The sequence below is a fragment of the Pseudomonas sp. PSPC2-3 genome (assembly GCF_049898265.1).
Classification (GTDB): domain Bacteria; phylum Pseudomonadota; class Gammaproteobacteria; order Pseudomonadales; family Pseudomonadaceae; genus Aquipseudomonas; species Aquipseudomonas veronii.
On sequence record NZ_JAFCXJ010000001.1, the window covers coordinates 610,715 to 632,175 of the forward strand.

General features: G+C 61.6%; 15 protein-coding genes. 10 read left to right on the forward strand and 5 right to left on the reverse strand.

Features of this window, described 5'->3' with window-relative positions:
- Positions 1 to 8: 8 nt before the first annotated feature.
- Positions 9 to 1,934 carry a protease modulator HflK gene (gene hflK, locus ACP7E3_RS02830; protein ID WP_426122216.1) on the reverse strand — a complete coding sequence of 642 codons (1,926 nt, stop codon included), beginning with the start codon at positions 1,932 to 1,934 and terminating at the stop codon, positions 9 to 11.
- 319 nt (positions 1,935 to 2,253) lie between these two features.
- On the opposite strand from hflK, the gene ACP7E3_RS02835 reads away from it, so the two are divergent.
- From ACP7E3_RS02835 to pbpC, 8 genes are all read left to right on the forward strand, one after another.
- Positions 2,254 to 2,877, forward strand: a complete 624-nt coding sequence (locus ACP7E3_RS02835) for a CDP-alcohol phosphatidyltransferase family protein (protein WP_046381592.1) — start codon at positions 2,254 to 2,256, stop codon at positions 2,875 to 2,877.
- Between the two features lie 10 nt (positions 2,878 to 2,887).
- Positions 2,888 to 4,642, forward strand: a complete 1,755-nt coding sequence (locus ACP7E3_RS02840; protein WP_426122218.1) for a bifunctional alpha/beta hydrolase/class I SAM-dependent methyltransferase — start codon at positions 2,888 to 2,890, stop codon at positions 4,640 to 4,642.
- A gap of 2 nt (positions 4,643 to 4,644) precedes the next feature.
- Entirely contained in the window at positions 4,645 to 5,943 is a 1,299-nt protein-coding gene (locus ACP7E3_RS02845; RefSeq protein ID WP_426122220.1) for a phosphatase PAP2/dual specificity phosphatase family protein, read from the forward strand.
- A complete protein-coding gene (locus ACP7E3_RS02850; protein WP_017850065.1) occupies positions 5,933 to 6,376 on the forward strand; it encodes a hypothetical protein in 444 nt (147 codons plus the stop codon). Before ACP7E3_RS02845 ends, ACP7E3_RS02850 begins: the two co-directional genes overlap by 11 nt.
- A gap of 9 nt (positions 6,377 to 6,385) precedes the next feature.
- Complete coding sequence (locus tag ACP7E3_RS02855; RefSeq protein ID WP_017850066.1) at positions 6,386 to 7,006, forward strand: lysophospholipid acyltransferase family protein; 621 nt, start codon at positions 6,386 to 6,388, stop codon at positions 7,004 to 7,006.
- Between the two features lies 1 nt (position 7,007).
- Positions 7,008 to 7,940 (forward strand): phosphatidate cytidylyltransferase, encoded by a 933-nt coding sequence (locus ACP7E3_RS02860; protein WP_108525785.1) that lies wholly within the window; start codon positions 7,008 to 7,010, stop codon positions 7,938 to 7,940.
- A gap of 145 nt (positions 7,941 to 8,085) precedes the next feature.
- Positions 8,086 to 13,887 (forward strand): MG2 domain-containing protein, encoded by a 5,802-nt coding sequence (locus ACP7E3_RS02865; RefSeq protein WP_426122223.1) that lies wholly within the window; start codon positions 8,086 to 8,088, stop codon positions 13,885 to 13,887.
- The gene (gene pbpC, locus ACP7E3_RS02870; protein ID WP_046381588.1) at positions 13,868 to 16,165 is read left to right on the forward strand and encodes a penicillin-binding protein 1C; all 2,298 of its coding nucleotides are present in this window, start codon (positions 13,868 to 13,870) and stop codon (positions 16,163 to 16,165) included. Before ACP7E3_RS02865 ends, pbpC begins: the two co-directional genes overlap by 20 nt.
- A 21-nt stretch (positions 16,166 to 16,186) precedes the next feature.
- On the opposite strand, the gene ACP7E3_RS02875 is transcribed toward pbpC, so the two are convergent.
- From ACP7E3_RS02875 to arsQ, 3 genes are all read right to left on the reverse strand, one after another.
- Positions 16,187 to 16,552, reverse strand: coding sequence for a hypothetical protein (locus tag ACP7E3_RS02875; protein WP_046381587.1), 366 nt, complete (start codon positions 16,550 to 16,552; stop codon positions 16,187 to 16,189).
- 265 nt (positions 16,553 to 16,817) lie between these two features.
- Positions 16,818 to 17,363: an arsinothricin resistance N-acetyltransferase ArsN1 family B gene (locus tag ACP7E3_RS02880; RefSeq protein ID WP_046385144.1), complete on the reverse strand. Its 546-nt coding sequence runs from the start codon at positions 17,361 to 17,363 to the stop codon at positions 16,818 to 16,820.
- Between the two features lie 91 nt (positions 17,364 to 17,454).
- Positions 17,455 to 18,660 (reverse strand): arsinothricin export permease ArsQ, encoded by a 1,206-nt coding sequence (arsQ, locus tag ACP7E3_RS02885; protein ID WP_256822764.1) that lies wholly within the window; start codon positions 18,658 to 18,660, stop codon positions 17,455 to 17,457.
- A gap of 196 nt (positions 18,661 to 18,856) precedes the next feature.
- Here arsQ and ACP7E3_RS02890 point away from each other — a divergent pair, with 196 nt between their 5' ends.
- A complete protein-coding gene (locus ACP7E3_RS02890) occupies positions 18,857 to 19,354 on the forward strand; it encodes a MarR family winged helix-turn-helix transcriptional regulator (protein WP_046381585.1) in 498 nt (165 codons plus the stop codon).
- 346 nt (positions 19,355 to 19,700) lie between these two features.
- A complete protein-coding gene (locus tag ACP7E3_RS02895) occupies positions 19,701 to 20,057 on the forward strand; it encodes a hypothetical protein (RefSeq protein WP_017850071.1) in 357 nt (118 codons plus the stop codon).
- Positions 20,058 to 20,556: 499 nt separating this feature from the next.
- Here the strand turns inward: ACP7E3_RS02895 and ACP7E3_RS02900 are convergent, their stop codons facing one another.
- A complete protein-coding gene (locus ACP7E3_RS02900) occupies positions 20,557 to 20,946 on the reverse strand; it encodes an antitoxin Xre-like helix-turn-helix domain-containing protein (protein WP_026140409.1) in 390 nt (129 codons plus the stop codon).
- Positions 20,947 to 21,461 lie beyond the last annotated feature (515 nt).

A 21,461-nucleotide genomic window follows, 5' to 3' on the forward strand; every position in this document is an offset into this window, starting at 1 on the left:
CAGACTCCTTATTGAACGGCTTTACGCGGCACCGAAGGATCGGCCGGCAAGGTAAAAGAACGCAGATCGATCGTCGGCGCACTGTCGGCGCCCAGGCGATGATCCAGAATCAACAGCTTGGCGTGGGCCAGGCCCTGGGTCAGCTGGCCGAGGTACTGCTCCAGCACGAAGGCCTTGCCCGCGCTGGCGTAGGCTTTTTGTTCGGCGGCAAAACGCAGGTCCGCCGCCCGGGCCCCGGCATTGACCTCGTGCGCGGTGGCCTGGGCCTGGTCGCGGACGGTGCTGGCTTGCAGCAGGGCCTGGTTGGTTTGTTCGCTGGCGGCGCCGCGTTCGCGGGAGATCAGCGCCTGGGCGCCGATCTGCGCCGCTTGCACGCCGTGGTAGGCGTTGGCGGCACCGGACGGCGGGTGGATGGCTTCGACCACCGTGGCGAGAATCTCCACGCCGCTGTCGAGTGTATGCAGGTCCGCTTGCACGGCGCGGCCGATCTCGTCGGCCAGGCCGGTGCGTTGTTCGCCGAGCAATTCGTCGAGGGTACGCGAGGCAAAGTCATGCACGAGGATGCGGCTGGCGGTGCTGCGGATCAGGGTCGGCACATCCGCGCTGTTATAGGTGGCGGCCAGTGCAGCCTGGTCGGTCAGACCGATACGGTAGACGAAGCGCACATCCATATTGACGATCTGGAAGCTCTGCTTGTCGCCACGGCTGCTGGCGATCACCTGGGACTTGTCGTTCACATGGCTGGCGTCCCACAACCGGTTGGCGATCAGCGGCGCCGGGCCTTCGGCCGCCGCGAGTTCCGGGCTGGCGGTTTCGCTGACGCTGGTCGCCAGCTCATGCACCACGCCGTTTTCCACGTTCAGCACGCGGCCCAGCGGCCACGGCAACCCGGCATGCAGGCCAGGGCCGAAGACTTGCACCGGTTTACCAAAGCGCTCATAAATCCCACGGCCTTGCAGGGGCACTTCATGCACCCCCGTCAGCGCCCAGCCGACGGCCAGTACTACCAGCAGCACCGGCAGGAATGCCCGACGCATGTAGGTAAACGCCCAGATCTGGCGCAGATCGATGCCGAAGCGGTTGTGCAATTCGTGCTGCAAGGCCTGCAGCGGTTGCGGCGGCCAGCGCAGCAGCCCGGCGACAAAACTCTGCGCCATCAGGCGTGGTTCGAGGCGCGGTTGGCGCGGGCTGAACAGTGACAGCGCGGCCCGTAACAGAAACTCCAGCGCGACCAGCGCCGGCAACAGCCCGACCAGCGTCGCCAGGCGCAGCGGCCACACCGACCCGGCACTGGCAAACAGCAGGCAAATCGCGCTGATCACCAGGCACGCAATCGCCACCCGGCTCAGTTGCGCCAACTGCGCGGCTTCCGGCCATTGCGCGGCGGTTTCCTGGGCCAGGCGCCGCTCGAACACCAGCAGGCCAAAGGCCAATGCCAAGGCCAGCGCAGCGCCGATACTTGCGCCTTGGCCGACCGCTGCCGCGGGCAAGCCCAGGTTCCAGAACTCGACAATGCTGACCAGCGCGAACAACGACCAACCGCCGAGCCACAACACCGGTGCGCCGATCTGGGCCAGCAACCCTCTGCCGAAACGCCCTACCAGGCGCGCCTGCCAGCCAGTGGGTTCACCCTCTGCTTCGAGTAACTCAGGTGCCGACGCTTCCAGCGCCTGGGCACGCCAATCGGCCACCCACCACGCCGACTGCAACCCCGCCACCAGCACCAGCAACGCAGACGCACAATTGATCAACGCCACCGGCCAGATCGACAACGGGGCAAACAGCGCGACGAACAACGCCAGCACCCAGCCGCTGATAGCCACCGCAGTCAGGCTGATACCGGCTTGCCTCAATCGACGGGCATGGAACAGCCCTTGCTGAAAACGCGGCAGTCCTTCAACCGAAGCGCCGTCAGCTTCTAGATCCACTTGCATCCACTCATGCCCGTTCACACATAATTCGTTACGATATAACACATGGCGTGAAATTTTTGTTCGTTAAACACCGTATTCACCTGCAACACAGACCCACTGTGGGAGCGGGCTTGCTCGCGATGGCGGAGGGTCGGGTGATACATGGGTTGGTGGGGCCGCCGCCATCGCGGGCAAGCCCCCTCCCACATTTGTTCTGCATCGCGCTCCGGAACGTGACTAACCCCCCATAAACACGTGCCATCACTGGTGCAGGCCACGATTAATCGGCACACTTCAGGCCAGTTTTTCGCGGGCTTACGGACAAGGAAACGTCACTCCCATGATTTCGATCTATCAGCTCAAACCGCGTTTTCAAAACCTGCTGCGCCCCCTCGTGCAGCGCCTCTACGACAACGGCACCACCGCCAACCAGATCACCGTGCTGGCCGGGGTCATCTCCCTGCTGGTCGGCCTGCTGATCGCCGGCTTCGCCCAACACCTCTGGCTGTTCGCGCTGATCCCGCTGTGGATGATCCTGCGCATGGCCCTCAATGCAATCGACGGCATGCTCGCCCGCGAATTCGGCCAGCAGTCGCGCCTGGGCGCCTACCTCAATGAACTGTGCGACGTGATCGCCGACAGCGCGCTGATCCTGCCCTTTGCGTTGATCCCCGGCGTCAGCCTGGCGCCGGTGCTGCTGGTGACCTTGCTGGCAGTGTTCAGCGAATACGCCGGGGTGCTCGGGCCGATGGTCGGCGCGTCGCGGCGCTACGACGGGCCGATGGGCAAGAGTGATCGGGCCTTCGTCCTCGGCGTGCTGGCCAGCGGCGTGGCGCTGGGCTGGCTCGGTGCCGGCTGGGTCGACACGGTGATGTGGCTGGTCGCCGCCCTGCTCGCCTACACCGTGGTCAACCGAGTGCGCCAGGGCCTCAAAGAAGAACAACACATTTCCCCTTCTGCATAAGGATTTTGCGATGCGCGAACAGCGAGAACACACCTTCAGTACCCATGATGGCGTCGAGCTTTTCTACCGGCACTGGCCCGCCACCGCCCCGGCAGGCGGCGAGCCGCGCAAGGCGATCCTGCTGTTCCATCGCGGCCATGAGCATTCGGGGCGCATTGCCCATCTGGTAGATGAACTGAACCTGCCCCATTTCGACTTCTTCGCCTGGGACGCCCGTGGCCACGGCCAATCCCCCGGCGAGCGCGGCGACAGCCCCAGCTTCGCCACCAGCGCCCGCGACGTGCAGACGTTCTGCGAACATATCGGCGCCACTTACGGCGTCGAGGCGGAAAATCTCGCAGTCATCGCCCAAAGCGTCGGCGCGGTGATCGCAGCCACCTGGGTTCACGACTACGCACCGAAAATCCGCGCCCTGGTGCTCGCCTCCCCGGCGTTCAAAGTCAAACTGTACGTGCCCTTCGCCCGGCCGGGCCTGGCGCTGATGCGCAGGTTTCGCGGCAACTTTTTCGTCAACAGTTACGTCAAGGCCAAGTTCCTCAGCCACGACCCGGAGCGCGTCGCGTCCTACGACAGCGACCCGCTGATCACCAAGGCGATTTCGGTGAATGTGCTGCTCGGGCTGTACGAAGCGGCCGACCGGGTTGTCGCCGATGCCCAGGCGATCCAGGTGCCGACCCAACTGCTGATCTCCGGCTCCGACTTCGTGGTCCACCGTAAACCCCAACAACAGTTCTTCGACCGCCTCGGCAGCCTGAAAAAAGAGCTGCATATCCTCCCCGGCTTCTTCCACGACACCCTCGGCGAGCGCGACCGTGCGGTGGCCGTGAGCAGCGCCCGGCGTTTTATCCTGCAGAATTTCACGCACCTGCTGGACCGCGCCTCGCTGCTCGATGCCGACAAACTGGGCGCCACCTGTGCCGAATCCGAAGCCCTCGCCGCGCCGCTGCCGCGCAATTCCCTGCGCGACCTGTACTGGCGCCTGACCCGCGCCAGCATGGGCCTGGGCAAGAACCTGTCGGACGGCGTCAAGCTGGGCTTCGACACCGGTTTCGACTCCGGTAGCACCTTGGACTACGTGTACCGCAACACGCCCACCGGCAAAGGCGCGCTGGGGCGGATGATCGACACCAATTACCTCAACTCCATCGGCTGGCGCGGCATTCGCCAGCGCAAGCTGAACGTCGAAGAGCTGCTGCGCCTGGCCATGGCCACGCTGCGCACCGATGATCGCGAAGTGCGTATCGTCGATATCGCCGCCGGCCACGGTCGCTACATTCTCGAAGCCTTGCAGGGCGTTTCGCCGCTGCCGGAATCGATCCTGCTGCGCGACTACAGCGACATCAACGTGCGCGACGGTGGCGCGTTGATCCGCGAGAAAGGCCTGGGCGAGATTGCGCAGTTCATCAAAGCCGATGCGTTCGACCGTGCGGACCTGGCAGCGCTGGCGCCCAAGCCGACGCTGGCGGTGGTCTCCGGGTTATATGAACTGTTTGCCGACAACGCCATGGTCGGCGGTTCGCTGGCGGGCCTGGCCGAAGCCGTGGAGCCCGGCGGTTACCTGATCTACACCGGCCAGCCGTGGCACCCGCAGCTGGAACTGATCGCCCGCGCATTGACCAGCCATCGCCAGGGCCAGGCCTGGGTGATGCGCCGGCGTAGTCAGGCGGAAATGGATCAACTGGTGCAAGCCGCCGGTTTCCGCAAGATCACCCAGCGGGTGGATGAGTGGGGCATCTTTACCGTATCCCTGGCACAGAAGATCTGAACATGCGCGAACCCGGCCTGTTAAAGCCCGCGTTCCTGTGGCTGTTGCTGTTGGCCCCGCTGTTTTTCAGCACCTACGGCTTTGCCACATGGGTCACCAGCCAGCGCAGCGACGTCGGCACACTGGTGTTCGATTGGGAAACCCACATGCCGTTCTGGGCCTGGACCATCGTGCCCTACTGGACCATCGACCTGCTCTACGGTTTCTCCCTGCTGCTGCCCAACAGCCGCCATGAACTGAAGCAACATGCGCTGCGCCTGCTGAGTGCGCAGCTCATCGCCGTGAGTTGCTTCCTGATCTGGCCGCTGCGCTTCACCTTCGAACGGCCGGAGCTGGATGGCGTGTTCGGCTGGCTGTTTGCCGTGCTGGCCGGTTTCGATAAACCGTTCAACCAGGCGCCGTCGCTGCATATCGCGCTGCTGGTGATCCTGTGGATCATGTACCAACGCCACACCCAGGGCGCCTGGCGCTGGCTGGTGCATGGCTGGTTCGGGTTGATCGGGGTTTCAGTGCTGACCACTTATCAACACCACTTTATCGACTTACCCACAGGTGCCCTGGCGGGTTGGCTGTGCGTGTGGCTGTGGCCGCTGGAACATCCGAGCCCGCTGCTGAATGCGCGGCTGACCCGTGATTCCACGCGCTGGCGCCTGGGGTTGCGCTACGGCCTGGGCGCGCTGGGGCTGTTCCTCCTCGCGCTGACTTACGGCGGGTGGTGGCTATGGCTGCTGTGGCCGGCGCTGTCCCTGGGGCTGATCATGGCGAATTACGTCGTCCTCGGCGCGCCAGGTTTCCAGAAGCGTGCCGACGGTCGACTGACCCCCGCGGCGCGCTGGCTGTATGCGCCGTATCTGGCAGCGGCGTGGCTCAATTCACGGCTGTGGACGCGCACGCATCCACAGCCCGACCTGATTGTGGATAACGTCTCGCTCGGTCGGCTTCCTACCGTGCGCGAGCAAGGTTCATTCAAGGCCATCGTCGATCTGTGCGCGGAATTGCCGATTAATCCACAGGGCCGTGCCTATCAAAGCGTCCCCGTCCTCGACCTGATCGCGCCGACCCCCGCCGAATGCCTGCAAGCCGCGCAAGCCATCGAACGCCTGCGCGCCAGCGGCCCGGTGCTGGTGTGCTGCGCCCTTGGCTATTCGCGCAGCGCCACCGCTGTGGCGGCCTGGCTGCTGCACAGCGGGCGCGCCGCCACGGTGGATCAGGCACTGGCTATTATTCGTACAGCGCGGACCCAGGTGGTCCTGCATCCCGCTCATCGCCATGCTTTGGAGGCCTTGCCCCATGCCTGCTGATATGGAACTCCAGGTCGTCGCCAGCCTGCTGCGCCGCGGCCGCTCACTGGATCAGTTATCCACAGGCCTGACGCTGCTGGGCGTGTTGTTCGGCCTGGCGCAACTGCTGATGGCCAGCATCGCGCCGATCTGCCTGCTGCTCAGCCTGTGGATGATTATCCTCGGCCTGCTGCAAAAGTACTGGGCGCTGCGCGTGGCCTTCGATGCCGACCTGTTCGCCCTGCTCGCCCGTAACACCGAACGCACCCCGGACCTCGACCAGGCCCTGCAAACCCTCGGCCTGCAGTCGCCCAAACGCGCCGGCCGACCCTGGACCGAACGCCGTCGCGGCGCCCTCAAACTGCTGCGCAAGCAAGCCTGGCTGCTGGGCGCGCAAGTGCTGTTGACCCTGGGCGTGATTCTCGCCAGCCCTTGGCTACCTTTCGCCGGATAAGGAATTCCCATGTTCGAACCCGTGGTCGCCACCCTGATTACCTCGATGGCCCGCACCGTCACCGGCGCCCGCAGCCTGTGGCTGGGCTGCGCGCCGGTGCCGGTGCAACGCATCTACTTCGCCAACCACAGCAGCCACGGCGACTTCGTGCTGCTGTGGGCATCGCTGCCGCAGAACCTGCGCAAATTCACGCGCCCGGTGGCCGGCAGCGACTACTGGAACAACAGTGCGCTGCGCCGCTACATCATCCACCGCGTGTTCAACGGCGTGTTGATCGACCGCGAGCGCAAAGACCCTGTGGATAACCCCTTGCAGCCCATGCTCGCCGCACTGGAAGGCGGCGACTCGCTGATCATCTTTCCCGAAGGCACGCGCAATCTGGAAGACGGCTTGCTGCCGTTTAAAAGCGGCCTGTATCACCTGGCAAAAAGTTACCCACAGGCCGAATTGATCCCCGTGTGGATTGCCAACCTCAACCGCGTCATGCCCAAGGGGCGCGTCCTGCCGCTGCCTCTGCTGTGTACCACCAGCTTCGGCGCGCCACTGCAATTGGAAGAAGGCGAAGACAAAGCCGCCTTCCTAGCCCGCACCCGCGACGCCCTGCTCGCCCTCGCCCCGGAGCATTCCTGAGATGGATAGCCAAACCCTGATGCTGTTCGGCGGAATCGGCGCGATCCTGGTACTCGCCTCGCTGATCGGCCTGATCCTCAAGCTGCGCAGCCGTGGCACGCCGAATGCGGTGATCGACAACCTCAACGCCCGCATCAACGCCTGGTGGGTGATGGTGGTGATGATCGGCATCGCCTTCTGGCTCGGCACCGGCGCGGTGATCGTGCTGTTCTATGCCGTGTCGTTCTATGCCCTGCGTGAATTTCTCACCCTCACCCCGACCCGGCGCAGCGACTACCCGGCGCTGGTGGCCGCGTTCTACCTGGCGCTGCCGCTGCAATACCTGCTGATCTACGCCGACTGGTACGGGCTGTTCTCGATCTTCATCCCGGTGTACGTGTTCCTGCTGCTGCCGATCCTCGCCTCCCTCGGCGGCGACAGCACACACTTCCTGGAGCGCGCCTCGAAGGTGCAATGGGGCTTGATGATCGCAGTGTTCTGCGTGTCCTTCGTGCCCGCCCTGCTCACCCTCGACATCCCCGGCTATGAAGGCCGCAACCTGCTGCTGATCGCCTACCTGGTGATCGTGGTGCAACTGTCGGACGTGTTGCAGTACGTGTGCGGCAAGCTGTTCGGCAAACACAAGATTGCGCCCAACTTGTCGCCGTCGAAAACCGTCGAAGGCTTTGTCGGCGGCATCCTGCTCTCCTCGCTGATCGGCGCGGCGCTGTGGTGGACCACGCCGTTCAACCCGTGGCAGTCGTTTCTGATTGCGCTGCTGATCAACTTGCTGGGGTTTGCCGGCGGCATTGTGATGTCGGCGATCAAACGCGACCGTGGCGTGAAGGACTGGGGGCATATGATCGAGGGGCACGGCGGAATGCTCGATCGGCTGGATTCGGTGTGCTTTGCGGCGCCGATTTTCTTCCACCTTGTGCGCTACTGGTGGACCTGACCGACACCGCCCTCAAGCCCGACGAAGATCAACATATGAGGGCGGGCATGCTCCCGCACGCTCGGCATTGATGTGACGTATCGCCCTCATCTTTTGTCGCAAAGACGCGTGTAAGATACGCCGCACTTAGCCAGGGATGCTCACCATGTTCGACACGTTAAAAACGATCTTTCGCCGTTTGTTCGGTGCGTTAATAACTGTGGTGGGTGCCCTGTTCGGCCAATGGCAGCCGCCGTTCTGGCTACGCGCCATCGGCCGGGGCGTGCTGAACCTGGGCAGCAAGGCCCGCGCTTACCCGCGCCGGGCCGGGGGCGGAGTGTTGGGCCTGGTGCTGCTGGCCGCCGCCGGGTTCTACGGCTGGCAGTGGTACTCCAACCTGCCGCAGCCGCACACCGTGGGTTATTCGCTGCACAAACCCAACCTGACCGACTACACCCAGCAACCCGCGGTTGTGGATAACTTGCAGGTGCGTTTTGCCGAGTCCGTCGCGCCCCTGGCGGCGATCGGCAAGCCGGTCACCGCCGGCATTACCCTTAAACCCGCTGTAGCCGGGGCCTGGCGCTGGTCTGATGACCGCACATTGCTGTTCACGCCGGAAAAAGACTGGCCCATCGACACCCATTACACCTTCGATCTGGCGAAGAAAAACCTGCTCGCCGACGGCGTGTTGCTCAGCCAGTACAGCGGCCAGTTCTCCACTCAACCGTTCCGCGCCAGCCTTTCGCAGAACGAGTTGTATCAGGACCCGTCCAACCCGACGCTGAAACAACTGGTGGCGACTTTCCGTTTTTCCCACCCGGTCGACGAGGAAAGCCTACGCAAGCGGGTTTCGATCATTCTCGGCAAAGGCCTCGCCTACCGCGACGCCCAGTTACCCAATCGCCCGGAAATCAGCTTCGACGAGACCAAGCTCAACGCCTATGTACGCTCCGCCGCCCTGGCCACCCCGCTGGAAAGCACGCCCGTCAGCGCCAAGCTCGACGAAGGCATCAAGGCCCGGGACGGCGGCAACGCCAGCAACGCGCCATTGGTGGCCGAAGTCACCGTGCCCGGTCGCTATCGCCTGACGTTTACCGCTGCCGAAGTGAGCTTTGTCGACAACGAACGCGGCGAACCCGAGCCGGTGTTGATGTTCAGCAGTTCCAGCGCCGTAGCCGATGACACCATCGCCGGTAAGGTCCAGGCCTGGTTGCTACCGGAAAAAGCCGAGGACGACACGCGCCCCTATAACAGCAACGACATCGACGATGCCCTGCTGGCCCGCAGCACCAAGGTCAACCTGACCCACGTGCCCAGCGTCGAACCGCTCAACACCCTGCACGCATTCAAGTTCAAGGCCCCGGCCGGTCGTGCGCTGTATGTGCGCGTGCCCGCCAACCTGGAAGCCATCGGCGGCTACCTGGCGAAAAACCCCACAGCGTCGCTGATCAGCATGCCGGCCTACCCGCGCACGTTGCAGTTCCTCTCCGACGGCGCCTTGCTCAGCCTCACCGGCGAAAAACGCCTGGGTTTCATGGCCCGTGGCGTGCCCGGCGCCCATGTGGAAATCGCTCGCCTGCTGCCCAACCAGTTGCAGCATTTGGTGGACCAGAGCAGCGGCAGCTTTGCACGGCCGAACTTCGGTAATGAGTACTTCGATCGCATGGTCGAGCGTCAGTCGCTGGATATTCCGCTGTCGTCCAACGACCCGGCGAAAACCGTCTACGACAACGTCGACCTCAGCCATTACCTGACCGCCAACGGCGGCCGACGCGGTATTTTCGTACTCAAGCTCAGCCCACAGGATGACCCGGCCGAACGCACATTCGACTACTCCCGCAGCAGCACCAGCGACCTGCGCTTTATCGTGGTGACAGACCTCGGGATCATCGCCAAGCGCTCCAGCGACGGCAGCCATGACGTGTATGTGCAGTCCATCGGCAACGGTTCGCCGGTGGCCGACGCGCAAGTCGACATCATCGGCCGTAACGGTCTGCCGGTCGCCAGCGGCCACACCGACGCCGAAGGCCACGCGCATTTCGCCAAACTCGATGAACTGCGCCGTGAGAAAACGCCACTGATGTATGTGGTCAGTCGCGGTAATGACCAATCCTTCCTGCCGATTGCCCGTCAGTCCCAACAGCTGGATCTGTCGCGCTTCGACGTAGGCGGTTTGCAAGAAGACGGTGCGATCGATCGCCTCAGCGCCTACCTGTTCACCGACCGTGGCCTGTACCGGCCCGGCGAAACCGCGCACCTGGGCATGATCGTGCGCAGCGGCAACTGGAAAGGCGCCCTGCAAGGCTTGCCGGTGGAGCTGCAAATCACCGACCCTCGCGGCCTGGAAGTGATTCGCCAGCCGCTGAAGCTGTCCGCCAGCGGTTTTGAAACCTTTGATTTCCCCAGCAGCGAAGTGGCCCCGGCCGGGGATTACACCGCGACCTTGCAACTGATCGGCGCGAAACAGACCCGCACCGACCTGGGCAGTGTCAGCTTCAAGGTCCGCGACTTCGAGCCGGACCGTATGAAAGTCAGCCTGAGCCTGCACGACACGCCAGTGCCGGGCTGGATTCCACCGGAGCAGGTGGTGGCCAAAGTCAGCGCAATGCACCTGTTCGGCGCCCCGGCGGCCGGCCGTCGCGTGACCGCGAAGATGTCCCTGAGCCCGACGCTCGCGGCGTTCGAGCGTTACCCCGATTACCGCTTCCGCCTCAACGATGCGCTGGAAGAGGCCAGCACCGAAGACCTGGCCGAGACCACCGTCGATGACAACGGCCAGGCCGTGCTCGACCTCAACCTGCAACGCTTCGCCAACAGCACTTACCGCCTGCAGGTAATGACTCAGGTGTTCGAGGCCGAAGGCGGGCGCAATGTGGCGGCGCAAAGTGCGTTGCTGGTGTCGTCTGCGCCCTACCTGGTGGGTGTGAAAAGTCAGGACTCGCTGTCGTATGTCGCCAAGGACGCCCCGCGCCAGGTGCAATGGTTGGCCGTCGCGCCGGATCTCACGCCGCTGGCGGTGGACGGGCTGACCAGCGAAGTGGTCGAGCACCGCTACGTCTCGGTGCTGGTGAAGCAGTCCAACGGCACCTACAAATACGAATCGCGGATCAAGAACATCAGCCAGCCCGCCTCGCCGCTGGTGATGACCAAGGACGGCGCCAAGCAAACCCTGAACACCGCCACCCCTGGCGATTTCACCCTGCAACTCAAGGACGCCAACGGCAAGCTGCTGAACCAGATCGACTACAGCGTGGCCGGGCGCGGCAACACCTCGCGCTCCCTGGAGCGCAACGCCGAGCTGCAACTGCGCCTGGATAAACGCAGTTACGCAACGGGGGATGAGATTGCCATCAGTGTCCGCGCGCCGTACACCGGGGCGGGCCTGATCACCATCGAGCGTGACAAGGTCTACACCCAGCAGTGGTTCAAGGCCGACAGCACCAACAGTGTGCAGCATATCCGCGTGCCCGCAGGGCTTGAGGGCAATGCCTACGTCAACGTGCAGTTTGTGCGCGACATCGGTTCGTCCGAGGTCTACATGAGCCCGCTGTCCTACGGCGTGGTGCCGTTCAGCATCAACCTGGATGCGCGGCGCATGCCATTGAAGGTTGACGGCCCGGCGCAGATCGAACCGGGGCAGACTCTGGATATCAAGGTCAACGCCGACCGCCCGGGCCGTGCGGTGGTGTATGCGGTGGACGAAGGCATCCTGCAGGTGGCGCGCAACCAGACGCCAGACCCGCTGGGCTTCTTCTTCCAGAAACGTGCGCTGGAAGTCGGCACCAGTCAGATTCTTGACCTGATCCTGCCGGAATTCAGCCGCCTGCTCAGTGGGGCCGCGCCCGGTGGCGATACCGAAGGCGCGTTGGCTAATCACCTCAACCCGTTCAAGCGTAAACACCAGCCGCCTGTGGCCTGGTGGTCCGGGCTGGTGGACTTGCCAGCCGGTGAAAGCGTGCTGCATTACCAGGTGCCGGACAGTTTCAACGGCAAGCTGCACCTGTTCGCGGTGGCGGTGGATGCCGACAGCGTGGGCGTCAGCGAGGCCACTACCGAGGTGCGCGGGCCGCTCGTGATCACGCCAAACGTACCGGCTTTCGTCGCGCCGGGGGATGTGTTCAACGTGAGCGCCGGGGTGTTCAGCAACCTCGACGCGGCGGCGGATGTGAAGTTTGAAGTGCAGACCAGCAACGGCCTCAACGTGCAGGGCGACAAAGGCAGCACCTTGTCGCTGCAACCGCGCAAGGAAGGCACCGCCGAGTTCAAGATCAAAGTCGGCGACACCCTCGGCTCGGCAGATCTGCGCTTTATCGCCGTGTTGCCGAATGGCAAGCGCATTCAGGTGGCGGAAACCACCTCGATCCGCCCTCTGAGCGAACACCGCGTGGCCCTGAGCCTGGGCCGTTTCGACAGCGCCAGCAAAGAGCTCAAGCCCACCCGCGAACTGTTCAGCCAACTGCGCGACGTGCAACTGGGTGTGGCGGCGTCGCCACTGGTGTGGGCAAACGGTCTCAAGCATTACCTGGATGACTACGGCTACGCCTGCACCGAACAGTTGGTGTCCAAAGCCATGCCAGCGTTGATCTGGGGTGGTAATGCGCCCGAGGCCGAACAGGCCTTCGCCAGCGCGGTGCGGATGTTGCGCCAGCGCCAGAACCAGGCCGGCGGTTTCGGTTTGTGGGCGGCCAACCCGGACGTAGCGCCATATGCCAGCCTGTACGCCACCGACTTCCTGATCGAAGCCAAGGAACGCGGGCTGCCGGTGCCGGAAGACCTGCTGGTACGGGCCAATACCTATCTGACAGACCTGGCCAACGGCCCCAGCGAAGGCCTGTCGGAATTGCGCAACCGTGCCTACGCCAGTTACCTGCTGAGCCGTCAGGGGATTCTGGTGAGCGGCGCCTTGAGCGATATCCGTGAGCGCTACGAGCGCTACTTCAAGGACACCTGGCAGAACGACCTGGGCGCCGCCTACCTGGCCGCCAGCTACAAGCTGCTCAAGCAGGATCGCCAGGCGGATACGCTGTTCCGTAAGATTCCATGGCGTTCGCTTGTGGATAAGTGGAACAGCGACGGTCTGTATTACGACCCGTTGGTGCATGACGCCGAACACCTGCACTTGCTGGCACGGCATTTCCCCGAGCTACTGGACGAGGTGCCGGCGGCGCTGCTGGATAAACTCGGCAAGCGCCTTAACGAGCAACGTTACAACTCGCTGTCGGCGGCGCTGTTACTGCGCGCCCTGGATAACTACGGCCAGCGCGCACAAAGCGACATGACCCTCAAGGCCAGCGCGTGGTTGGGCGACAAACAGCAACAATTGCTGGAGATGGCCGGCCAACCGCCGCGCGCCGCAGTGCCGAGCGCCACGCAAAAATTGCTGATGGAAAAATCCGACGGCCCGGCAGCGTTCTACATGCTCAGCGAAGCCGGTTTTGATAAAGGCGCCAAGCTCAAGCCGATCACCAACGGCCTGGAGATTATCCACGAGTACCTCGACCTCAACGGTGAGCCGGTGAGCAAGGTCGCGGTGGGCGATGAGTTCCTGGTGCGCCTGCGCCTGAGGGCGACCGACCGCGATCAAGTGCAGCAAGTGGCGGTGGTCGACCTGCTGCCCGGTGGCGTCGAGCCTGTGTATAACTTGCCGCCGGAGCCGGAAGCCGCCAGCACCGATGACAGTGAAGGCGAGGAAGCGGAATACGTAGAAGACAGCGAAACGCCTGACGCCTGGCAAGCGCCGATCGGCGAAACCGAGCTGAGCAACTGGCAGCCAGACTACGTGGACGTGCGCGATGATCGGGTGGTGTTGTACGGCACCGCACTGCGTGACGTAGGCACTTTCGTGTACCGCGTGCGCGCCACCAACGCCGGTACCTTCAATACGCCACCGGCCTACGCCGAAGGCATGTACGAAACCACCCTGCAAGGGCGCGGCAAAGTAGGCCAGCTTGAAATTACCAAGCCTTAAACGCCTGACGCCGCTGCTGGCAGCGGCGGTACTGCTGGCGGGGCTGCGGCTGTGGCCGCATGCCCCGCTGGAACAGGCGGTGACATCCTCAAGGGTGGTGCTGGCCGATGACGGCTCGCTGTTGCGCATGACCTTGGCGGATGACGGGCAATACCGCTTATGGCTACCGCTGGAGAGGTTTTCTCCGTCATTGATCGAGGCCTTGCTGCTCAAGGAAGACCGTAATTTCTACTGGCACCCGGGGATCAATCCCCCGGCGTTGCTGCGTGCGGCCATGGCCACTTACAGCGGCGGCCAGCGCCAGGGCGGCTCGACGTTGAGCATGCAACTGGCGCGGCGCTTGTGGGATCTGAACACCCGCCAGGTGCCGGGCAAGCTGCAACAGATGGCCTTGGCCTTGTGGCTGGAAGCGCGTTACAGCAAGCACGACATCCTTGAGGCCTACCTGAACCTGGCACCCATGGGCGGCAATATCGAAGGCGCCGAGGCGGCGAGTCGCATTTACTTCGGCAAGGCGGCGGCGCAGTTGTCATTGTCCGAAGCGCTGGCACTGGCGGTGATCCCCCAGCAGCCGGGGCGACGCGCGCGCTTCGGGCCCTCGTTGCAAAACGCACGGCAGCGCTTGATGAACGACTGGCGCGCAACTTATCCACAGGACCCGCGCAACGACAGCCTGCTGGACGTGCCCCTGGAAGCGCGCAACCGCCAGCAGATCGCGTTTCTGGCGCCGCACTTGAGCGAACAGTTGCTCGCGTCCCAGCCCGGCAACGAGCTGAACAGCACCCTCAACCTGCCCTTGCAACAATTGCTCGAACGCTTGATCAGCGGCTTTATCGCCGAGCGGCGCGGCACGGGGGTGGAAAACGCCACGGCGATCCTGATCGACAGCCGCGACCAGAGCGTCAAGGCACTGGTGGGCTCGGCGGATTACTTATCCACAGGCATCCATGGCCAGGTCAATGGCGTGCTGGCGCGGCGTTCGCCGGGGTCGACGCTCAAACCGTTCCTCTATGGATTAGCGCTGGACCAGGGGGTGATCCACCCCATGAGCATCCTCAAGGATTTACCCAGTAACTTCGGCTACTTCCAACCGGAGAATTTCGACGGCAGTTTTGTCGGGCCACTGACGGCGCGCGATGCGTTGATCCGTAGCCGCAATATCCCCGCCGTGTGGCTCGCCAGCCAGGTGAAATCGCCTTCGTTATACGGCTTGTTGCAACGCGCCGGCATCAAGGGCCTGCGCGGTGAAAGCCATTACGGCCTGGCCCTGGCCCTCGGCGGCGGCGAGATGACGCCCGAAGAGCTGGCGCGGCTGTACCTGATGCTGGCCGGCGACGGGCACCTGCGGCCGTTGCGCTATTTACAGGAACAGCCCCAGGCCAGCGGCCCAGCGCTGCTGACGCCTCAAGCCGCCTTCATGGTGCGCGACATGCTGCGCCGCAACCCGCGCCCGGATGGCCTGCCCGGCCGGCACTGGCGCACCGCCTGGAAAACCGGCACCTCCTGGGGCTTCCACGATGCATGGAGTGCCGGGCTGGTCGGCCCCTACGTGCTGGTGGTGTGGGTCGGTAACTTCGATGGGCGACCGAACCCGGCGTTCATCGGCGCCAAAACCGCCGCGCCGCTGTTCTTCCGCATCGCCGACGCCCTGCCCCTGGCCTTGCCCAACGTGCAGATCAAACCCGACAAGCCGCCGCCCGGGCTGATCCGTATCGACGTCTGCGCGGCCTCCGGCGAATTGCCCAACCGCTGGTGCCCACAGACCCGCAAAACCTGGTACATCCCCGGCGTCTCGCCGATCCGCGTGTCCAACCTGCACCGCCCGGTGCTGATCGACACCCGCACCGGCAAAGCCGCCTGCCCGCCGTTCGACCCGCAGTACACCCGCGAAGAAGTCTTCGAGTTCTGGCCCAGCGACGTACAACGCCTGTACCGCGCCGCCGGCCTGGCGCGACGCACGCCGCCTACGGTGATGAAAAACTGCCAGCCCAACCGCATCGGCGACCAGAGCGAAGCCCCGCAGATCCGTTCGCCGCTGACCCAGGTGAGCTATCAATTGCGCCTGTCCCAACCGCAGGAAAGCATTGCGCTGAATGCCAACGCGGCCAGCGACGCGACGACGTTGTACTGGTTTGCCGACCAGACCCTGATCGGCCAAGGCCCGCCGCAATCCACGCTGAATTGGCGACCGGGCAAGTCGGGGGAGTACCGCTTGCGGGTCAGTGACGATCAGGGCCGCAGTGCGAGCCGGGCGCTGCGGGTGGAGTTTGTGCCGTGAGCGGGCGAACGCGCCTGACCGCTAGGCGCTGATCTCCACGTAACTCGACTCCCCACCGCCCGTCGCGCCCGACAACCATCCCCAAACGAAGCTCAAGGTGGTACGCCCGGCCTGATCCACACCCACCGTGCCACGCGACCAGCCGGCCAGCAGCTCGCCCTCAAGCGTCAGGCATTGATACAGCAACTCGATGGTATCGGCGCCTGTCACACGCCCGACCTGCGTGCCCACGCGGATTCGACCGCCTTGGTAAGAGCCGGAGATGGCCTCCCCTTCGACAAGGTAATGAAACACCGTGCCGGCACCGGATAGCCCGTGGGCATTGTTCGCGACCGTAAAGCGACGATTGTTCAAACGTGCGTGGATTGGGCAGAAGGGAGTGTCCATGAATGTCGCGTCCTTTTGTAGGGGGCTTCCGTTCCGGGTCGAGCCTGGAGACCCGGCGGTGGATCTAGAGAATTAAAACGCTCGCAATCTACTTGGTTGTTTGCTGGGAACCAATACGCCCGTCTTCAGCTTGTCAGATGCGGATGACCTGGTGAATCACCTGATCCACAACCATGAAGGCTTCAGCATTCTCGATCAGCTCCTGGAGGCTGCAGACACCAATGTCGAAGCTGGCGCAGTAGCATCTGGCAGCCCTCTTGCTGCTCTACTCTCCCTTTACATCACTGAACGGGATAATTTCTATTGGCGGTGTCACTGCACAAAGTGGTTTGCGCCAATAACCAACGCTATGCCATTGACCGTGCTTGTACCCAACCTCAGGGTACGTGCCGATATGGGTAAAACCGAGCGCTTCATGGATACCAATGCTCCCCGCGTTGGGTAAGGCGATGCCGGCGTAGGCCGTATGAAACCCCTGTTTCTCGAGGAGCGGTAGAAGCCGCTGATAAAGCGCACGACCAACCCCTTTTCGGTGTACGGCAGGGTCGACATAGACGGTGACATCTACCGACCAGCGATAGGCTTCTCTAGCGCGATGCTGGCTTGCATAAGCGTATCCAACGACATCGCCATTCATCTCGGCTACCAGATAGGGATACATCGGCAGTGTTGCGGCGATCCGCTCTGCCATTTCATCGACAGTTGGTGGCGTCAGCTCAAACGAGATGGCTGTGTTCAAAACCATCGGCGCATAGATAGCCTGAATGGCAGAGGCATCAGCGGGTGTAGCGACCCTCACGTTGTAATTCATGGCGACCAAGTACTCCATTCTCTTTCTCTTTGAGTTCAGGCACGACGATTCGGTGGCTCGAGATCGCCGTTGGTTTTGTAGGCGTTCGAAGTTAAGGCGATATCAGCAGAAGAACCGCCAGACCGATCAATGCTTGTAGAACTGAACCGGCGGTCATCAAACGCATATACCTGCCGGTGCTGTATTCGGGAAAGGCGTCCGATTTGACCAGCCAGTAATAGCTGTCGTTAGGGAGAATGGCGACGAACGATCCCAGACAGACGGCGAATGTGACGCTCATCAAGTCCACCGCGCCAGACGCAAGGATTGGAGAGAGAACAGGAGGGATGGCGGCAAAGGTCGCAAGGGAAGAGCCATTCAGTGTTTTGAATACCGCAGCCAGCAGGAACACCCCAACCAAAATATGCGTGGTGCTGCCCGACGCGCTGAATGCGTGCTGAATCAGTTCCTTGGGAAGCACCAAACCGAGGGCTTGGCCCAAAGCAGACGCACAACCGATGGTGAACAATAACGGGCTGGTTCTACGCATCGCTTTGGACAGCAGATCTTGAACCTCACCAGGTTTGCAGCTAAGCGCAATCAACAACGATGTGGCGATCAGCGCACCGGCGGGAGTAGTGAAGAACTCGATGATGGAGTGCTGGTTCTTTGGAATGGCGTAGCCGGTGATCAGGAGCAGGAAAAATACAGCCAGAGGCAGGATCACCTTGATAACCGAGTCGTGAGGCACGGTGGGATCAGTCGAATCGTTGGGTGATGAACAATCTGTGCGGGTCGTCCAGTACGTCCAGACCGTCCCGACAACCCAGGTGACGACTGTCAGCAGCAACCCTAGATACAGAAACTTTGGGTCATGCGTGTTGGCCCCTAACCCAATCCCAATGATCAGCGGGCCCGCGGGCATTAACAGCTTGAATCCCGAGTAGCATCCGATTGCAATGTACTTGCGGTGTTGCCCGGCAATGGGAGCAAGAGACGCATAGGCTGTATCGGGACAAACCATGCCAGCACCCAGCAAGGGTGACAGAGAGATGCCGAATTTTCCGAAGGACGCACTTCCTTGCGTCGAGATCCAGCCGGCAATGAAAAACGCGCTCAGGATGACGATGGCGAAATAGCCAAGGTTGTTTGCGAATCCTTTGCTCAGCGATTGGAACACGTCACTGCTGTTGGTGCCGGCAAGAAGAGGGATCAGAATCGCACCCAGCAACATCGCGACAGGGAGAGGAATGGAGACACGGCTCCCTAGGTTCCGTAACCGGGAGCGTGTTTTCGTCCTAAGCGCTTCGACCAACATCCATGTACCTCCCCGCGTTACCGGAACCGCCTCTGAAAGGCCTGCAAGTTGTGCCCGCACTTCACAATCGCAAAATACGTTGCGGCCCGCAACTAATATAATTGAACAATTTCGCAGGCGCTTATGCCCAGAAAAATGTGTCGCTGCGCCTGCTAAGGTGGTATTAGCGTTTTCCCGGAATTGCGAGCCGAGTGCTATGCCAAACATTGATCAGATCGACCAGGATGCCGAACAGCTTTACGAAGCCCTGAGTCACTTGGTTAGGGTCTACCAGTTTCGTGACAGAGATCGCAGCTGCTGCGAAGGCCTGTCCGTCACTCAATGCTATGCGCTTGAGCATGTGATAAAGGCTGGGCCGGTTCGCGTTCAATCGTTGGCCAGTGAGCTTTTTCTCGACAAGAGCAACGCGAGCCGGTTAGTCGATTCGCTTGCAAAACAGGGGCTGGTTTGCCGTGTTCCAGATGCCACTGACGGCCGCGCGCTGGCGATCACCGTGACGCCCGAAGGCGTGACGCTTTATGAAAGTATTCGATCGGATTTAGTCGCAGAGGCTCGCAATCTCGCATCTGACTTATCGAAAGAAGCCCGTGAGGGTGCAATCCAAATGCTACGTCGCTTCGCTAACGCCACCGAACAACGGTGCGGTCTCAAAGACTTCAGTGCTGACGAGGCTCTGCCCCGCAAATGCTGCTGAGGCACCTCTACAGACGAATATTTAGCCAGATCACAATCCAAAATAGGGTATGTGGTGGAGACACATAAAAAAGAAAAGCCCCTGAGATCAGGGGCTTTTGGCAGTGATTGTCTGAAACCAGACGGTGGGTACCAACAACATAATTTGACACAACCCCTCGCGCAAATCGGGGTCTGTAGGATGATTCGGGGTAAAGACAACAGCAACATAGATTGACACAGATGGGCTGCGCTTCAAATACAGGGCTCGGCTGCTCACAACATAGTTTGACACGAACAACTAGAGTGCAGTCATGAAGGGTGGTTTTTGAGAATTACAACTATCGCGTGTGAATTAAAACCGTCGCATGTGCCGCTTGATCTCGGGCGGCACCTCACGTGACCCTGCTGGAATCAGGCTCAGGTCGTTCAACGAGTTTTCCCTGGCGATATTAGAAGAGATGCAACACACCAACTCTGGCTCAGGTGCTGCAAAGATTACTGACATTTTATTGACCATGGCAGCCATTGGCGTGCCGATGGTTTTTGTATGCAACTACAGCTTGGCTCGTAAGCTACTTGGCCGAAACAGCGAGGACAAGCAACGTCTGCTCGCTGATCCCCGAATCATGTTGCCGGACGAGCCTGGTAGCGCGAATTGGCTGAACGATATCGCTGAATGTCTCAGAGCGAGCTATGCCTACGTAAAGGCTGATATTGGTTAATCGGCCGTTGAGCTGTACCGCTGTACTTTTGGTATCAAGCGACTGGTGGTACTGCTGTTGAAGCTGGCCTATCTGGAATGTCGCAACTCGGGGCGGCAGTGCGTGAACCAGCTCGATATTACTCGTGCATACCGTGCCGCAGCTTACACAGCGAGCGCCGGTGAGGTGGAGGAGCTAATGCTACTGGCGCTGAGCAGTCTCAAAAAACATAAGCTCAAGGACTTGCACTGCCCGTTCGATCTATCTGCTGCAATGAAGACAAATGTCGTGAATTTCACTCGTGCTGATCGTCAGGAACCATTGCTACGGTCTTTCACTCGTAAGCGGCCAGCGAACACGCAGTAGAGATAAACTAACGCACGAGTATGCTGCTCCGCATGCCAGCAGCGATGTAATGCCTGAGTTCTTCGCTGGCTTCACTGACTTCCGCCAGTAGCGCTGGACGTCCGTCAAGCATGATGATGATGTCCTCAATGTCTCTGTGATAAGGGTCGCCTTCTCAGCTGGCTAGCACCAGGTGCTCGATCCGCTTGTAGGTCTCGAAGAGCGCAATCATGTCACCTTGAGCCATGACTTCCAGTGGCGATCGGCCGGCAAAAAACGGATTGTCGTTCTTGAAGCGAGGGAAACCTTTCACGTTTGCCTGGTTGGAGAAGACCATCCGCAGCGAAGCGTGGATACCCAGCACCATCCCGATGCGTTGCTGCTGATCTTGATCGAGCCGCTGACCTGCAGCAATGCCACGCCATGCGCGACGGTAGGTCGCGGGTGAAATTCTGAGAATCCGGCACGCCTGACTGGGCGTGGCTTCCCAGGCGCCGATGATGCGCAAAGCCACCTTCAACCCGGTGGTAGCCTGCTGCTCGCTAAGACGTTCACCACTGATCACCCTGTTCTCCTCTGCCGTAAGCAGTTTACCTACTAATGGCTGAAGTAGAGAGGCCCGCCTCAGCATGCGCATAGCCTGTAGCGGAGAAGTAAAAAATCTACCACCTACCTAAGAGTTAGTCGAAGAAACACTTAATTTTTCTTTGACTCTGTGTTGTAGGTTTTATGCATCTCAGATCGGATCTCTTTTATGGCTCCGATCAGCGGAGCGAAATAAAGTCGTGGAGCGTTCTTGGCGATTTGGCGAAGCTCTGCGGCTAATGTGGATTTCATGTTCGGAGTCTCAAAGGGTAGCGTTTTTATATCTAGTCCCTTTTAGGTGTATTTTCAAGGGCCGCGGCAGGGACGGTGGTTACCTGCCCCCCCTACCGCGACCGTCTGACGTCGGTCTATGTTCACAAAAATAGATGAGTCGGGAGGCCCTGCAGACGTAGCTCATGCAGAGGTTGGCACCGGGTCATTATCCACGTGGGCTTCGTTGCCACACCGTCATGCACCAAGAACTTCATTCGTTGG

What these genes read in the sequence shown, in the direction of transcription:
- ACP7E3_RS02890 (WP_046381585.1), top strand. Translation starts at nt 18,857, where the DNA reads ATGCCAAACATTGATCAGATCGACCAGGATGCCGAACAGCTTTACGAA.
- ACP7E3_RS02895 (WP_017850071.1), top strand. Translation starts at nt 19,701, where the DNA reads ATGTGCCGCTTGATCTCGGGCGGCACCTCACGTGACCCTGCTGGAATC.
- ACP7E3_RS02850 (WP_017850065.1), top strand. Translation starts at nt 5,933, where the DNA reads ATGCCTGCTGATATGGAACTCCAGGTCGTCGCCAGCCTGCTGCGCCGC.
- arsQ (WP_256822764.1), bottom strand. Translation starts at nt 18,660, where the DNA reads ATGTTGGTCGAAGCGCTTAGGACGAAAACACGCTCCCGGTTACGGAAC.
- ACP7E3_RS02875 (WP_046381587.1), bottom strand. Translation starts at nt 16,552, where the DNA reads ATGGACACTCCCTTCTGCCCAATCCACGCACGTTTGAACAATCGTCGC.
- ACP7E3_RS02845 (WP_426122220.1), top strand. Translation starts at nt 4,645, where the DNA reads ATGCGCGAACCCGGCCTGTTAAAGCCCGCGTTCCTGTGGCTGTTGCTG.
- ACP7E3_RS02880 (WP_046385144.1), bottom strand. Translation starts at nt 17,363, where the DNA reads ATGAATTACAACGTGAGGGTCGCTACACCCGCTGATGCCTCTGCCATT.
- hflK (WP_426122216.1), bottom strand. Translation starts at nt 1,934, where the DNA reads ATGCAAGTGGATCTAGAAGCTGACGGCGCTTCGGTTGAAGGACTGCCG.
- ACP7E3_RS02840 (WP_426122218.1), top strand. Translation starts at nt 2,888, where the DNA reads ATGCGCGAACAGCGAGAACACACCTTCAGTACCCATGATGGCGTCGAG.
- ACP7E3_RS02865 (WP_426122223.1), top strand. Translation starts at nt 8,086, where the DNA reads ATGTTCGACACGTTAAAAACGATCTTTCGCCGTTTGTTCGGTGCGTTA.
- ACP7E3_RS02855 (WP_017850066.1), top strand. Translation starts at nt 6,386, where the DNA reads ATGTTCGAACCCGTGGTCGCCACCCTGATTACCTCGATGGCCCGCACC.
- ACP7E3_RS02860 (WP_108525785.1), top strand. Translation starts at nt 7,008, where the DNA reads ATGGATAGCCAAACCCTGATGCTGTTCGGCGGAATCGGCGCGATCCTG.
- ACP7E3_RS02835 (WP_046381592.1), top strand. Translation starts at nt 2,254, where the DNA reads ATGATTTCGATCTATCAGCTCAAACCGCGTTTTCAAAACCTGCTGCGC.